Origin of the sequence: Limimaricola sp. AA108-03, from assembly GCF_050847355.1 — a bacterium.
Taxonomy (GTDB): domain Bacteria; phylum Pseudomonadota; class Alphaproteobacteria; order Rhodobacterales; family Rhodobacteraceae; genus Limimaricola.
On the sequence record NZ_CP193755.1, the window covers coordinates 812,375 to 826,229 of the forward strand.

General features: G+C 67.9%; 13 protein-coding genes. 6 read left to right on the plus strand and 7 right to left on the minus strand.

Features of this window, described 5'->3' with window-relative positions:
- Positions 1 to 31: 31 nt before the first annotated feature.
- Together ACRAQ3_RS04050 and ACRAQ3_RS04055 are read right to left on the minus strand one after the other, a co-directional pair.
- Positions 32 to 691 (minus strand): chromosomal replication initiator DnaA, encoded by a 660-nt coding sequence (locus ACRAQ3_RS04050; protein ID WP_432255766.1) that lies wholly within the window; start codon positions 689 to 691, stop codon positions 32 to 34.
- The gene (locus tag ACRAQ3_RS04055) at positions 676 to 1,821 is read right to left on the minus strand and encodes an AI-2E family transporter (RefSeq protein WP_432255767.1); all 1,146 of its coding nucleotides are present in this window, start codon (positions 1,819 to 1,821) and stop codon (positions 676 to 678) included. The genes ACRAQ3_RS04050 and ACRAQ3_RS04055 overlap by 16 nt, the downstream gene beginning before the upstream one ends.
- A gap of 185 nt (positions 1,822 to 2,006) precedes the next feature.
- Here ACRAQ3_RS04055 and proS point away from each other — a divergent pair, with 185 nt between their 5' ends.
- Positions 2,007 to 3,344 (plus strand): proline--tRNA ligase, encoded by a 1,338-nt coding sequence (gene proS, locus ACRAQ3_RS04060; RefSeq protein ID WP_085894528.1) that lies wholly within the window; start codon positions 2,007 to 2,009, stop codon positions 3,342 to 3,344.
- A 3-nt stretch (positions 3,345 to 3,347) separates the two neighbouring features.
- On the opposite strand, the gene ACRAQ3_RS04065 is transcribed toward proS, so the two are convergent.
- Complete coding sequence (locus ACRAQ3_RS04065; RefSeq protein WP_432255768.1) at positions 3,348 to 4,328, minus strand: NAD(P)-dependent alcohol dehydrogenase; 981 nt, start codon at positions 4,326 to 4,328, stop codon at positions 3,348 to 3,350.
- 191 nt (positions 4,329 to 4,519) lie between these two features.
- Between ACRAQ3_RS04065 and ACRAQ3_RS04070 the strand changes: the two genes are divergently transcribed.
- Both ACRAQ3_RS04070 and ACRAQ3_RS04075 read left to right on the plus strand, forming a co-directional pair.
- Positions 4,520 to 5,806 (plus strand): lipoprotein-releasing ABC transporter permease subunit, encoded by a 1,287-nt coding sequence (locus ACRAQ3_RS04070; protein ID WP_432255769.1) that lies wholly within the window; start codon positions 4,520 to 4,522, stop codon positions 5,804 to 5,806.
- Positions 5,799 to 6,476, plus strand: coding sequence for an ABC transporter ATP-binding protein (locus ACRAQ3_RS04075; protein WP_370161396.1), 678 nt, complete (start codon positions 5,799 to 5,801; stop codon positions 6,474 to 6,476). The genes ACRAQ3_RS04070 and ACRAQ3_RS04075 overlap by 8 nt, the downstream gene beginning before the upstream one ends.
- A 22-nt stretch (positions 6,477 to 6,498) precedes the next feature.
- Here ACRAQ3_RS04075 and ACRAQ3_RS04080 read toward each other — a convergent pair whose 3' ends face one another.
- The 3 genes from ACRAQ3_RS04080 to ACRAQ3_RS04090 all read right to left on the minus strand — a co-directional run bounded on the left by ACRAQ3_RS04080 (position 6,499) and on the right by ACRAQ3_RS04090 (position 10,355).
- Positions 6,499 to 6,789, minus strand: a complete 291-nt coding sequence (locus tag ACRAQ3_RS04080) for an excalibur calcium-binding domain-containing protein (RefSeq protein ID WP_432255770.1) — start codon at positions 6,787 to 6,789, stop codon at positions 6,499 to 6,501.
- Positions 6,790 to 6,928: 139 nt separating this feature from the next.
- Positions 6,929 to 8,884 carry a DNA topoisomerase IV subunit B gene (parE, locus tag ACRAQ3_RS04085; protein ID WP_269396522.1) on the minus strand — a complete coding sequence of 652 codons (1,956 nt, stop codon included), beginning with the start codon at positions 8,882 to 8,884 and terminating at the stop codon, positions 6,929 to 6,931.
- 187 nt (positions 8,885 to 9,071) lie between these two features.
- A complete protein-coding gene (locus ACRAQ3_RS04090; protein WP_432255771.1) occupies positions 9,072 to 10,355 on the minus strand; it encodes an alpha/beta hydrolase family protein in 1,284 nt (427 codons plus the stop codon).
- Positions 10,356 to 10,427: 72 nt separating this feature from the next.
- On the opposite strand from ACRAQ3_RS04090, the gene ACRAQ3_RS04095 reads away from it, so the two are divergent.
- The 3 genes from ACRAQ3_RS04095 to ACRAQ3_RS04105 all read left to right on the plus strand — a co-directional run bounded on the left by ACRAQ3_RS04095 (position 10,428) and on the right by ACRAQ3_RS04105 (position 13,422).
- On the plus strand, positions 10,428 to 11,318 hold the full coding sequence (locus ACRAQ3_RS04095; RefSeq protein WP_432255772.1) for an NAD-dependent epimerase/dehydratase family protein: 891 nt from the start codon (positions 10,428 to 10,430) through the stop codon (positions 11,316 to 11,318).
- Positions 11,319 to 11,388: 70 nt separating this feature from the next.
- Positions 11,389 to 12,780: an MATE family efflux transporter gene (locus tag ACRAQ3_RS04100; RefSeq protein WP_432255773.1), complete on the plus strand. Its 1,392-nt coding sequence runs from the start codon at positions 11,389 to 11,391 to the stop codon at positions 12,778 to 12,780.
- A 33-nt stretch (positions 12,781 to 12,813) separates the two neighbouring features.
- Positions 12,814 to 13,422: a DedA family protein gene (locus tag ACRAQ3_RS04105; RefSeq protein ID WP_269396526.1), complete on the plus strand. Its 609-nt coding sequence runs from the start codon at positions 12,814 to 12,816 to the stop codon at positions 13,420 to 13,422.
- Between the two features lie 3 nt (positions 13,423 to 13,425).
- Here ACRAQ3_RS04105 and ACRAQ3_RS04110 read toward each other — a convergent pair whose 3' ends face one another.
- On the minus strand, positions 13,426 to 13,848 hold the full coding sequence (locus ACRAQ3_RS04110) for a hypothetical protein (RefSeq protein WP_432255774.1): 423 nt from the start codon (positions 13,846 to 13,848) through the stop codon (positions 13,426 to 13,428).
- Positions 13,849 to 13,855: the final 7 nt, after the last annotated feature.

A 13,855-nucleotide genomic window follows, 5' to 3' on the forward strand; every position in this document is an offset into this window, starting at 1 on the left:
CCCGCCCGCCCGGATTGTCCAGCGGCCCGCCTCAGTCCCTGTCGAGGGCCCGGCGCGCTAGCGTCCGGCTCACCGGGCGGGACTCGGCCAGCGCCATCCGGTCCAGCCGCGCCACCACCGCCGCGGCGCTGGCGAAACTGCGCTCGATGCGGGCGGCGAGATAGGGGATCACATCGGCCATGGGCACCAGCTGCCGGTCGGCGAAGTGCTTGGCCAGCACCGCGCGCAGTAGCCGGTCGTCGGGGTCGTGGATCCGGGCGATCGCGGTAGCCTGCAGCCGCGAGGCGAGATCGGGCAGAGCGATGCCAAGCCGCGCCGGCGGGCGATCGGCGGTCAGGAGCAGACGCCCGCCCGAGGCCGCGAGCCGGTTGTGCAGGTGAAACAGCGTGACCTCGGCGGCGCGCGGCAGGCGCTGGATGTCCTCGACCACGATGGCCGCTCCGGGGGCTGGCGGCGGCAGGCTCGGTCCAAGATCCTGCGCCAGAAGGATCATCGCCTCGCTCGAGGCCTGCCAGACCCGCGCGAGGTGGCTCTTGCCCGATCCGGGCGGGCCGATCAGCGCCAGCTTGCCCTCGGGCCAGCCCATCGCGGTGACCATCTCATGCGCGGCGCGGTTCGCTTCGGCCAGGATGAAGTCGTCAGGCCCCAGCGCCACTGCGAGCGGCAGGTCGAGACTCAGTTGCCACGCCATGCGCTCTCCGGCGGGCTCTGCTCGAGACGAGGCGGGGTGCCATGCGGCTCGGGGGGCGCGGCAGGTGGTGGCATCGCGGTGGGGCTGCCGCGATAGAGCGCGCTTTGCTGGTAGCGGGTGATGGCGAAGCGGGCGAAGACGCCGAGGCTTGCCGCGAAGGGGACGGCCACCAGCATGCCGACAAAGCCGAACAGCGCGCCGAACACGGCCAAGGCGAACAGCAGCCAGACCGGGTGCAGCCCGACCGAACCACCGACGAGGCGCGGCGTCAGGATGTTGCCCTCGATCATCTGGCCGGCGACGAAGATCCCCGCCACGGCGCCGATCCAGACCCAGTCGCCCCAGAACTGGAACAGCGCGAGGCCGATGGCCAAGGCCCCGCCCAAGAGCGCGCCGACATAGGGGATGAAGGTGACAAGCCCGGCCAGCGCGCCCACAACGAGCCCGAAATTAAGCCCCACCAGCGCCAGCGCCACCGCGTAATAGGTGCCGAGGATCAGGCACACCAGGCCCTGGCCGCGCACGAAGGAGGCCAGCGTGCGGTCGACCTCGCGGGCCAGCTGGCGGATCGTCGGCGCGTGCTCGCGCGGCAGAAGCTCGTCGATCCGCGCCACCATGCGGTCCCAGTCGACCAGCAGGTAGACCGCGACCACGGGCACCACGACGAACAGAACCAGTAGATTGATGACGCCCATGGCCGAGGACAGCACGCTGTTGAGGATTTCGCCGCCGCGCGCCTGTACCGCCGCGCCGATGGCGTCGAGCTGGGTCCGGATGGTCGAGCTTTCGTCCATCAGGTCGGGAAACCGCGCGGCGAGACCGTCTCGCAGGCCCGAGAACAGCTCGGGCGCGGTCTGCACGAGCTGCGTCGTCTGCCGGATCAGCGTCGGGATCAAAAGCAGCACGGCGGCCACGAAGATCAGCACCACGCCCAGCGCGATCACCGCCACCGACATCGCCCTGCTGAGCCCCAGGCGCTCCAGCCGGTCGGCGACCGGGTCGAGCAGATAGGCCAGCGCGCCGCCCACGAGAAAGGGCAGGATGACGTCACCGAGCAACCAGAGCAGCGCGAAGGTCACGAGCGCGATAACGGCCCAGATGCGCGCCTGCTGCTGGATCGGAAGTGCCACGGTATCGCTCCTTGCGCGGATGTCGCACCTATGTCGCCGCCGGGGCGCGGGCGCGCAAGCCTTTTGGACCGGTCCGATGGGCGCAGGGGCAGGGCGGGACTGCGCTTGTCAGGTGCCCGGCTCTCCCCTACAGGGGGATTCGTCCGCCCCGCCGCCGACCCGGCCCCTGACAATAGGATCTCCCGATGCGCCTGACCCGCTATTTCCTGCCCGTGCTCAAGGAAACGCCCGCCGAGGCACAGATCGTCAGCCATCGCTACATGCTGCGCGCGGGCCTGATCAAGCAGGCCGCCGTCGGCATCTATTCTTGGCTGCCGCTGGGGCTGAAGGTGCTGCGCAACATCGAGCGCATCGTCGACGAGGAGCAGCAGAAGGCCGGGCACATCCCGCTGCTGATGCCGACGCTGCAATCGGCGGATCTGTGGCGTGAATCCGGGCGCTACGAGGCTTACGGCGAGGAAATGCTGCGGATCAAGGACCGGCACGGGCGCGACCTGCTCTATGGTCCCACCAACGAGGAGATGATCACCGACATCTTCCGCAGCTACGTCTCATCCTACCGCGACCTGCCCAAGACGCTGTACCACATCCAGTGGAAGTTCCGCGACGAGATGCGCCCGCGTTTCGGCGTGATGCGCGGCCGCGAGTTCCTGATGAAGGACGGCTACAATTTCGACGTCGATCGCGAGAGTGCTCTGGAGGCTTATGACCGCCACATGGTGAGCTACCTGCGCACCTATGAGCGGATGGGCCTGAAGGCGATCCCGATGCGCGCCGACAGCGGCCCGATCGGCGGCGAGAACACGCATGAGTTCCTGGTGCTGGCCGAGACCGGCGAGAGCGAGGTGTTCTACGACAGCGCGATCCTCGACCTGCAGCTCGCCGACCGCGTGGTGAATTACGAGGACCCGAACCAGCTCAAGGAGATCGTCTCCGAGTGGACGGCCCCCTATGCGCGCACCGACGAGACCCATGATCCGGCGCTGTTCAACGAGGTGCCCGAAGAGCGCCGCCGCTCCTCGCGCGGGATCGAGGTCGGGCAGATCTTCTATTTCGGCACCAAGTATTCCGAGGCGATGGGCGCGACCGTGACCAATGCCGAAGGCCAGCGTGTGCCGGTCGAAATGGGTTCCCACGGCATCGGCGTCAGCCGCCTGGTGGGCGCGATCATCGAGGCGAGCCATGACGAGAAGGGCATCATCTGGCCCGAAGGCGTGACACCGTTCCATGTCGGCATCGTCAACCTGCGTCAGGGCGACGCCGAGACCGACGCGGCCTGCGCCGGCATCTATGCCGGCCTTCAGGCGCTGGGCCTCGATCCGCTCTATGACGACCGCAACGAGCGCGCCGGGGCCAAGTTCGCCACAATGGACCTGATCGGCCTGCCGTGGCGGATCACCGTGGGCCCGAAGGGGCTGAAGAACGGCGTGGTCGAACTGGTTTCGCGCCGTACCGGCGAAAGCGAGGAGCTGCCGCCCGAGCAGGCGGTGGAGAAGATCGCCCGGATCTACGCCTATATCTGAGGTTCAGCCCTCGTCCGGGTCGAGCACCACGGCGCCGCGCTTGCGGCCCGTGGCGACCCGGTCATAGGCCCGCGCGATATCGGACAGGGCATAGCGGCTGTCGATGACGGCGCGCAGGTCGCCCGCTTCGACCAGCCGGGCGATCTCTTCCATGTCGGCGCGGCTTTCCTGCGCGACGCCGCCCTTCACGCGCCGGCCGCCGGCCCGAGGCAGGGGCGCGCGGAGCGCGTCCGACATGCCGCCACTGACCACCAGCAGCCGCCCCTTTGGTGCCAGCGCCCGGATCCGGTCCCGCATCGGCGCCCGGCCGATGGTGTCGAGGATCACGTCGAAGCGGTCCGGAACCGCAAAGGGCCCTTCGTCCTCGTCATGGGCGATCACCTCCCGCGCGCCGAGATCGCGCACGAGATCGGCATTGGCCGCCGAGCACACCGCCGTCACATGCGCGCCCATCGCCCGGCCGATCTGCACCGCCGCCGTGCCCACCGCGCCTGAGGCGCCGACGACGCACAGCCGTTCGCCGGATCGCAGCCGCCCCTTGTCGCGCAGGAACTGCAAGGCGGTGCTGGCGCCGAAGGGCAGGGCGGCCGCCTGCGCGTGGCTCAGCACATGCGGCTTGTGGACCACCGCGCCCGCCTCGGACAGCACCACCGCCTCGGCATGGGCGCCCATCTTCATGCCGGTGGAACCGAACACCTCGTCATGCGGGGCGAAGCGGGTCACGCCTTCGCCCACCGCCTCGACGATGCCGGAAAAGACGGTGCCCAGCACCGGCTGGCGCGGGCCGCTCCAGCCGAAGGCCAGCCGCACCACGAGGCCGTAGCCCGCGGGCACGCTGAGCGAGCGGATGCGCCAGTCACCGGCGCTGACCGAGCCGGCGCAGAGCCTGACGCGGATTTCGCCCGGCCCCGGTTCGGGCAGCGCGCGTTCGACGATCTCAAGGTGTTCCGTGCCGCCATAGGCGCGGCAGATCACGGCGCGCATCGACGCTCCTCCCCAAATGCGGCCATGCTGCGCGGCGTCTGCGTCACGCCCATGACATCCCCCGGGACCAAGCTGACCCGGCGCCGGCTCTCGCGTCAAGCGCCGACACCGTGGCGTGAGGCGGCGGCGTCGCGGCTTGACCCCGATCGCGCTCGCCCCCAAGGTCCGCGCGCATTTGACAGGACCCGCCCATGGCCAACCGCACCGCCCCGTTTTCCGCCTTCGAGTGGATGATCGCCTGGCGTTACATCCGCGCCCGCCGCGCCGAGGGCGGGGTCAGCGTCATGACCTGGATCAGCCTCGTCGGCATCACGCTCGCGGTCTTCGCGCTGATCGCGACGCTGTCGGTGCGGGCGGGCTTCCGCGAGGAGTTCATCGACACGATCCTCGGCGCCAACGCCCATGTCACCGTCTATCAGGACAGCGTCATCGAGGGCACCGACATCACCCGCCGGGTGATCGAGGATTACGAGGACCTGTCGGAGCGGCTGCTGCAGATCGACGGCGTCACCCGCGCCGCCCCGGTGGTGCGCGGGCAGGTGATGGCGAGCTTCGACGCCGGCAATGCGGGCGTCGAGATCTACGGCATCCGGACCGAGGACCTCGCCTCGCTGCCCCGCATCGCCGATCCCGAGACCGGCATCGGCGACATCGCCCGCTTCGAGGAGGGCATCGCGCTGGGCTCGGGCGTGGCGCGCGAGCTTGGCGTGGTGATCGGCGACAAGGTGCGGATCATCTCGCCCAACGGCGCGCAGACCCCGATGGGGCAGAGCCCGCGCGTCTCGGCCTACGAGGTGACCTACATCTTCACCGCCGGGCGCTACGACATCGACCGCACCCGCGCCTACCTGCCGCTTTCGGAGGCGCAGCTCTTCTTCAACCGCGACGGCGTGGCGGGCGAGATCGAGGTGATGGTCGAGGATCCCGACAACGTGCAGGAGCTCCTGCCCGAGATCCTTGAGGTGGCGGGGCCGACCGCGTTCCTGTGGACATGGCGCGACAGCGCGGGCGCGTTCCTGCGCGCGCTCACGGTCGAGGACAACGTGATGTTCGTGATCCTGTCGATCCTCGTGCTGATCGCCTCGATGAACATCATCTCCGGCCTGATCATGCTGGTGAAGAACAAGGGTCGCGACATCGGCATATTGCGCACCATGGGGCTGACCGAGGGCTCGGTGCTTCGGGTGTTCTTCATCTGCGGCGCGGGCATCGGCACCATCGGCACACTGCTGGGCGTGATCCTGGGCTGCGCCTTCGCGATCTGGATCGATCCGATCTTCGCGGCGGTGAACTACTTCTCCGGCGGCGGCGTCTGGGACCCGTCGATCCGCGGCATCTATGCGCTGCCTGCCAAGCTGGAGCTGGGCGACGTGATCTCCGCCGTGGCCCTGTCGCTGACCCTGTCATGGGTCATCACGCTGTTTCCCGCCCGCCGCGCGGCGCGGATGAACCCGGTCGAGGCGCTGCGCTATGAGTGATCCGATTCTGAAGCTCTCGGGCCTCACCAAGACCTACAACAAGGGCAAGCCCTCGGAGGTGCAGGTGCTGCGCGGCGCGGATCTTGAGATCCGGCCGGGCGAGGTCGTGGCGCTGGTCGCGCCCTCGGGCGCGGGCAAGTCGACGCTCTTGCACATCGCGGGGCTTCTCGACACGCCCGATGCGGGCCATGTCGCCATCGGCGGGCAGGAGATGACCAAGCTGTCGGACCGCCGCCGCACGCAGGTACGCCGCGCCGATGTCGGCTTCATCTACCAGTTCCACCACCTGCTGCCCGAGTTCACGGCGCTGGAGAACATCACCCTGCCGCAGCTGGCTGCCGGCACGCCGCGCCGCGAAGCCGAGGCCCGGGCGCGCGAGCTTCTGGAGCAGGTCGGCGTCGGCCCCCGCGCAGATCATCGCCCGGCGGCGCTGTCCGGCGGCGAGCAGCAGCGGGTGGCCTTCTGCCGCGCTCTGGCCAACGCGCCGCGGCTCTTGCTGGCGGACGAGCCGACGGGCAACCTCGACCCCGACACCTCCGACCGGGTGTTCGACGCGCTGATGGCGCTGGTTCGGGGCACGGGCCTCTCGGCGCTAATCGCGACGCATAATCTGGAGCTGGCGGCGCGGATGGACCGGGTGGTCCGGATGGATCACGGGGTGGTGGCGTAAGGTCTCACCCCGTGCCTTGGGTTCAGCTGAGGCTTTCGCAGGCGATGCCGTCGCGATCGCGGTCCAGCCCATGAGGATCGCCCGGACCCGCAGCTTCATAGAACTCCTGCGCTTCTCTATGCGTCGAGAAGTCGGAGCAGTCCCGGTCCCGGCCCGTAGAAGGGACCAGCTGTGGGACAGCGGTCTGCGTGCGATGGCAGTGATAAGGCTGCGACCCGGCGTGGCATCCTTGCGCGTTCAATCTACCGCTATGGGCAAGCAGTTCGCTCGGTAGCAGGACAAGACAAAGCGAACCAACAAACTTGTAAGACAATCCATACCCTCATTCGATAAACGAGAGCGCGCTTGTCGGTTCTGACGCCAGCGAATGCCAGTGTTCGCGCCAAAATAGAAAGCCACTCCCGTTAACAATTTACGGGAGTGGCCTCGGCGGTATCAATCAGGATTGATCCTCATACATCTAGCTCTTCAACGAACCGCGCATTTTCCTGGATGTACTGAAACCGCAGCTCCGGTTTCTTGCCCATCAGCCGCTCCACCAGATCCGCGGTCTCGCCCGGCTCCTCGTCGTTGATCGACACCCGGATCAGCTTGCGCGAGCCGGGGTCCATGGTCGTCTCCTTCAGGTCCTTGGCGTCCATCTCGCCCAGACCCTTGAAGCGCTGCACGTCGATCTTGCCCTTGCCGCCAAGACCCTTCTGCATCATCCGCTCCTTCTCCGCGTCGTCGGCAACGTAGAGGCGCTTGGCGCCTTGGGTCAGCCGGTAGAGCGGCGGGCAGGCCAGATACAGGTGGCCGTGGTCGATCATCGGGCGCATCTGGCTGAAGAAGAAGGTCATCAGCAGCGAAGCGATATGCGCGCCATCGACATCGGCGTCGGTCATGATGATGACCTTCTCGTAGCGCAGATCGTCGACGTTGAACTTGGTGCCGAGACCCACGCCCAGCGCCTGGGTCAGGTCGTTGATCTCTTGGTTCGAGCCGAGCTTCGACGAAGCTGCGCCGAGCACGTTGAGGATTTTGCCCCGAAGCGGCAGCAGCGCCTGCGTCTTGCGGTCGCGCGCCATCTTGGCCGAGCCGCCCGCCGAGTCGCCCTCGACGATGAAGAGCTCGGTCCCCTCGCGCGCATTGGTCGAGCAATCGACCAGCTTGCCCGGCAGCCGCAGCTTCTTGGTCGCGGTCTTGCGGGCCGTTTCCTTCTCCTGCTTGCGCCGGAGCCGCTCCTCGGCGCGCAGCACGAGGAAGTCGAGGATCGCGCCGGCGGACTTGGTGTCCGAGGCGAGCCAGTTGTCGAAATGGTCGCGGACCGAGTTCTCGACGAGGCGCTGCGCCTCGGTGGTGGCGAGGCGGTCCTTGGTCTGGCCCACGAATTCCGGCTCGCGGATGAAGCACGACACCAGCGCGCAGCCGCCCGTGGTCAGGTCCTCGCGGGTGATCTGGCCCGCCTTCTTGTTGTTGACCAACTCGCCATAGGCGCGGATGCCCTTGAGGATGGCGGCCCAGAAGCCGCTCTCATGCGTGCCGCCCTCGGGGGTCGGCACGGTGTTGCAGTAGGACTGGGTGAAGCCGTCGCGCGACGGCGTCCAGTTCACCGCCCATTCAACCTTGCCAGGCACGTTGAACTTTTCCGAGAACTCGACCGTGCCGGCGAAGGGCTTGTCGGCATAGGTCGAGGACTTGCCCAGTGTCTCGGCAAGGTAGTCGGCAAGGCCGCCGGGGAAGTGGAAGCTGGCCTCGCGCGGGGTTTCGCCGTCGTCGATCTCGCTTTTCCAGCGGATCTCGACGCCCGAGAAGAGATAGGCCTTGGAGCGCACCATCTTCAAAAGCCGCGCCGGCTTGAAGCGGTGGTGGCCGAAGATTTCCTCGTCAGCGTGGAAGGTCACGGTGGTGCCGCGCCGGTTCGGGGCGGCGCCGATCTTTTCTACCGGGCCCTGCGGGATGCCGCGCGAGAAGCGCTGCTCGAAAAGCTCGCGGTTGCGCGCGACCTGCACGACCATCGAATCCGACAGCGCGTTCACGACCGAGGCACCGACGCCGTGCAGACCGCCGGAGGTCTGATAGGCTTTTCCTGAAAACTTGCCGCCCGCGTGCAGGGTGCAGAGGATCACCTCGAGCGCCGATTTGCCCGGGAACTTGGGGTGCGGGTCGATCGGGATGCCGCGTCCATTGTCGCGGATCACCACCGAATAATCGGCCAGAAGCTCGACCTCGATCCGGTTGGCATGGCCGGCGACGGCCTCGTCCATGGAGTTGTCGAGCACCTCGGCCACGAGGTGATGCAGCGCCCGTTCGTCGGTGCCGCCGATATACATGCCGGGCCGCTTGCGCACCGGCTCCAGCCCCTCGAGGACTTCGATGGAGGAGGCGTCGTAGGCGGGCTCGGCGCCGGAGAGGAGATCGTCGGGCATGGGCACTGCTCTTGTTCTGGGGTGCCGGCCATATAACCCGGAGGCGGGGCCGGGGGCAACGGTACGGCGCGACCGGCAGGTTCACATTTTGTCCCGTGGCGCGACGAAGTCACGCCTGCAGCGGCTTTGCCCATGGAATGCGCGTTGCCCGCAGGATGGCCGCGCGCCGGGGGCGCGCGGCCGTCGCTCATTCGCCTTGGGCGAGAGTTTCAAAGCGCAGGCCTGTGGCCGTGCGCTCGGGAAAGCCCGCCCAGTAGCTGTCGGCCTCGTTCGGCGTGCCGCCTTCGGCCCGATCCCAGACCGCGTCGGCGCTGTCGGGCACGAGGTCGAGATACCGGGCCTTTTCCGTCTCGCCCTTGAGGTGCAGGTCGAGGAAGGCGGTCACGAAATGCTGGGTGACGTTGTTCATCCGCACCGTGTCCCAGACCGGATCGGCGTAATGGTCGAAGGGGGCGTAGCCGAGGCTTTCCGAAACGGCCCAGCTTTCCTCGGGCGCGGGCATCGGCGCGGCGGCGTTGTGGTTGGCGTTGTCGAAGGTCAGCAGGTGCCGCTCGGTGCCGGTCGTCTCCTCGAAGATCGAACGGATCGCATCATAGCCCGACACGTCATCCACCCCGCCCGCGATGAGCATCAGCGGCGTCTCGATCGCCCCGAGCCCCTCGGCGTTCCAGGCGTCGCGGTTGCGGCCCCAGGGACCGATGGCGACCACGGCCTTGACCCGGTCGTCGGGCAGATCGGCCATGGTGTCGGCGCCCATGGCATTGATTCCCAGAAGCTCTTGGGGCGGTGCATAGCGCGAGTTGCGGAACGCCTCGGTCAGCCCGGCGCCGGAGAAGATCAGCGCGCCGTAGCCCCCCATCGAGTAGCCGATCACGGCGGCGGTGTCGCCGTCGGTGATGGCGCCGATCGGATCGTCGAGTTCGGCCATGCGCGCCAGCACGAAGGCCTGGTCGCGAGGCCGGTTCACCAGCGTCGAGCCGAAGGCCCCCATGTCGTCATAGGTCGAATCCGGATGGTCGATCGAGGCCACGACGTAGCCCTTGGTGGCGATGTTCTCGGCGAGGTGGCTCATGAGAAAGCGGTTGCCGGGATAACCATGCGAAACGAGGACCAGCGGGAAATCGCCCGCCATCGCCGGTTCGGCATCGCGCGCGGCGCGGCCCGTCAGCCGCACCTCGGTCACGCCGTCGCGCAGCAGCGCCGTGTAGCTGCCGCCCGGATCGGTGCCCTCGGCCGCCGGGTACCAGATCTCGACGGTGATTTCCCGGTCATAGGTTTCGACGCCGTCTTCGGTCGCGCGCGCCACGTCAGGCACGCCCTCTCTCGTGAAGCTCATCGTGGTGACGCCGACGACATGATCGCCATGGGCGGCGAGTTCGGGCGCATCGGGCCGCACGAGGTCGATGCGGTTCTGCGCCGTCGCGGGCGCAGCCAGCAGCGCCGCCGAGGCGGTCAGCAGGAACTTGGTCATTCTCTCTCCTCCGGGTTGCGCCGGGATGGGGCCACACTATGACCAGAGGAGCAAGACGCGAGGGAGGACACCATGCGCATCCTGTTCACCGGCGGCGCCGGCAAGGCCGGCCGCCACGCCATTCCCTACCTGCTGGAGCGCGGCCACCGCGTCACCAATCTCGATCTCGTGCCGCTAGATCATCCGGGTGTCGACAACCTGATCTGCGACCTTACCGATGCCGGGCAGGTCTTCAACGCGGCCCATGCCTATGCAGGTTTCGATGAACTCGAGCCGGGCACCGGCGTGCCCCGCTACGACGCGATCGTGCATTTCGCCGCCGTGCCGCGGATCCTGCTCAGGCCCGACAACGAGACCTACCGCGTCAACGTGATGAGCACCTACAACGTGCTGGATGCGGCCGCGAAGCTCGACATCCGCAAGGTGATCTTCGCCTCGTCCGAGACGACCTACGGCGTCTGCTTCCACGATGGGGAGGTGAAGCCCGCCTATCTGCCGGTGGACGAGGAGCATCCGACCGTGCCGCAGGACAGCTACGCCATGTCGAAGGTGGTGAACGAGGCGACGGCAAGGAGCTTTCAGGCCCGCACCGGTTTCGACATCTACGGGCTGCGGATCAACAACGTGATCGAACCGCATGAATATGCCGAGAATTTTCCGGCCTATATGCAGGAGCCCGCACTCCGTCGGCGCAACATCTTCGCCTATATCGACGCCCGCGATCTCGGCCAGATGGTCGAGCGCTGTCTGCGGACCGACGGCCTCGGCTTCGAGGTATTCAACGTCTCGAACGACGATCTTTCGGTGGGCTTGAGCAATGCCGAGGTGCGGGCGCAATTCTACGAGGGCGTGGAGGTTCGGCGCGACATGGGCGAGACCGAAACCTTCTACGTCAACGACAAGGCCAAGCGGATGCTGGGCTTCGCGCCCGCCCATTCGTGGCGCGAGGTGCTCGGGGGTTGAACCCGCCCGAGGCGTCACCGGTACAATCCCGAACTGGACGCGAACGGCGGGGGCGACGTAGGGAACATGCATGACCCAAGCTGACCTCACCGCTTCCACCGACAGGCCCTTCGAAGCGCTCACCCGCGCCCAGCACGGGCGGCGCCTGCTGGTGCTGGCGTTGCCGCTGATCGGCTCGAACCTCGCGCAGATGGCGATGAACGTCACCGACACGGTGATGCTCGGCTGGTACGATGTCACCGCGCTGGCCGCGGCGACGCTGGCGACCTCGCTCTATTTCCTCATCTTCATCGTCGGCGCGGGCTTTGCCTGGGCGGTGATGCCGGTGGTGGCGACCGCCGCGGAGGCCGGTGATCCGGTGCGGGTGCGGCGGGTGACGCGCATGGGGATCTGGGCCGGGATGATCTATTCCGCCGTCTTCGTGCCACCGTTGATGTGGGCCGAGGATCTGTTTCTGGCGCTGGGGCAGGAGCCCGAGGTTGCGGCGGCGGGCGAGGCCTATCTGCGGATCGCCGCCTGGGCGATGGTGCCGGGGCTGGTGGCGATGGTGATGCGCTCCTTCCTTTCGGCGCTCGAGCACACGGCGGTGCTGTTGTGGAGCACGCTGGGAATGGCAGTCTGCAACGCGCTTCTCAACTACGCGCTGATCTTCGGCAATTGGGGCGCGCCCGAGCTGGGCATCCGCGGCGCGGCCATCGCCTCGCTGTCGATGGCGGTGCTGCAGGCGCTGGTGCTCCTGGTCTACGCGCTGCGGCGCCTGCCGGAATACGATCTCGTGCGGCGCCTGTGGCGGCCCGATCTCGACGTGCTGGGGCAGGTGGTGCGGCTGGGCGTGCCGATCGGCCTGACCAGCCTCGCCGAGGGCGGTCTCTTCGTCGCCACCGGCGTGATGGTCGGCTGGATCGGCGAGGTGCCGCTGGCGGCGCATGGCATCGCGCTGCAGATCACCTCGGTCGCCTTCATGATTCAGGTCGGGCTGAGCCAGGCCGCCACTGTGCGGGCCGGCCGGGCGCTGGGGCGGCGAGACGAAGCGGCGCTTCGGATGATCGGCCAGTCGGGCGTGGCGCTGTCGGTGGTCTCTGCCGGTCTCGTCGGTCTGATCTTCGTGACGATGCCTGAGCCCTTCGTCGCGGCCTTCGTCGATCCGGGCGATCCGGCGCGCGACGCGGTCGTGGCGACAGGCATCACGCTCTTGTCGCTGGCGGCGCTGTTCCAGATCGTCGATGCGTTGCAGGTGATGGCGCTGGGCCTGTTGCGCGGGGTGCAGGACACCGGCGTGCCGATGGTATTCGCCGCGATCAGCTACTGGCTCATCGGCATGCCGGCCGGTTATCTGCTGGGCTTTCCGCTCGGTCTTGGCGCGGCCGGGGTCTGGCTCGGTCTGGTCGTGGGTCTGGGTCTGGCGGCATCGACGCTGCTGTGGCGGTTCTGGTCGCGGTCGGTACGCATCGGGTCTGCCTAGGAACCACCCGGCGGGCCCGCTGGTTGGCGGGGCATGTTCGATTTCATTACCAGCTGGATCGCCGCCGGAGGCGCCTTCGCCGTCGCCGCGCTCATGTTCCTCGAAAACGTGTTCCCGCCGATCCCTTCCGAGCTGGTGATGCCGCTCGCGGGTTACAACGCCGCAACCGGTGAGGCGCGGCCGGTGCTCACCCTCATTGCCGGGCTGATCGGCTCGGTGGCCGGCGCATGGGTCTGGTACGAGATCGGCCGCAGACTCGGCCGCGACCGGTTGATGCGCCTCGTCGACCGTTACGGCCGCTGGCTGACCTTGTCCTGCGACGACGTGGAACGGGCGCTGGGCTGGTTCGAGCGTCACGGCGCGGCGGCAATTTTCTTCGGACGGATGATCCCGACGGTCCGGACGCTGATCTCGGTGCCCGCAGGACTCCAGCACATGGGGCTGATCAAATTCCTGGCCTATACCACCGCCGGGTCGCTGATCTGGGTCGGCGGGCTGTTCGGTGCGGGCTATCTGCTCGAGGCGCAATACGAGCGCGTACAGGTGTGGCTGAACCCGGTGACCAATGGCGTCATCGCGGTGATCGTCGCGCTCTATCTGTGGCGGGTGTTCCGGGGCAAAGGCCGCAGGCAGCGCGACTGAGGCTCAACCGGTCTCCGTCGGCCGGGTCCGCGCCGCCTCGACCCGATCAGCCTTCTTGCGCACGAGGATCATGCGCAGATCGTGCATGGCCAGGAGCAGCGGCTCGGTCACCGCCTCCAGCTCGGCCTCGCTGGCCTGGCTCTGGGCCCAATGCGCGGTGAGGTTCAGGTGATCGATGGCGCGACGGATATCGTCGATCTGCCGCGCCGCGAGGACCTCCCGGCGCTGTTCGAGCCAAGCCTCGGCGGCGGCCCGATCTTCCGGTGCAAGCTCACGATTGCCCTGGGCGCGGATCTCGCCGTTGCGTGTGTTGATCGTGGCCAGCTGCTCGAGCTCGACCCGGCGGTGCCGCGTCTCGTCGCCGATGCGGAACATGATGCCGCCCGAGTCCTTGACCCGGAAATAATAGCCGGACAGGTCCGTCATGGCGCCC

Bases quoted from the DNA above. Each gene is read 5' to 3' on its own strand.
- ACRAQ3_RS04050 (WP_432255766.1), bottom strand. From the start codon at position 691: ATGGCGTGGCAACTGAGTCTCGACCTGCCGCTCGCAGTGGCGCTGGGG.
- proS (WP_085894528.1), top strand. From the start codon at position 2,007: ATGCGCCTGACCCGCTATTTCCTGCCCGTGCTCAAGGAAACGCCCGCC.
- ACRAQ3_RS04065 (WP_432255768.1), bottom strand. From the start codon at position 4,328: ATGCGCGCCGTGATCTGCCGCGCCTATGGCGGCACGGAACACCTTGAG.
- ACRAQ3_RS04070 (WP_432255769.1), top strand. From the start codon at position 4,520: ATGGCCAACCGCACCGCCCCGTTTTCCGCCTTCGAGTGGATGATCGCC.
- ACRAQ3_RS04075 (WP_370161396.1), top strand. From the start codon at position 5,799: ATGAGTGATCCGATTCTGAAGCTCTCGGGCCTCACCAAGACCTACAAC.
- parE (WP_269396522.1), bottom strand. From the start codon at position 8,884: ATGCCCGACGATCTCCTCTCCGGCGCCGAGCCCGCCTACGACGCCTCC.
- ACRAQ3_RS04090 (WP_432255771.1), bottom strand. From the start codon at position 10,355: ATGACCAAGTTCCTGCTGACCGCCTCGGCGGCGCTGCTGGCTGCGCCC.
- ACRAQ3_RS04095 (WP_432255772.1), top strand. From the start codon at position 10,428: ATGCGCATCCTGTTCACCGGCGGCGCCGGCAAGGCCGGCCGCCACGCC.
- ACRAQ3_RS04100 (WP_432255773.1), top strand. From the start codon at position 11,389: ATGACCCAAGCTGACCTCACCGCTTCCACCGACAGGCCCTTCGAAGCG.
- ACRAQ3_RS04105 (WP_269396526.1), top strand. From the start codon at position 12,814: ATGTTCGATTTCATTACCAGCTGGATCGCCGCCGGAGGCGCCTTCGCC.
- ACRAQ3_RS04110 (WP_432255774.1), bottom strand. From the start codon at position 13,848: ATGACGGACCTGTCCGGCTATTATTTCCGGGTCAAGGACTCGGGCGGC.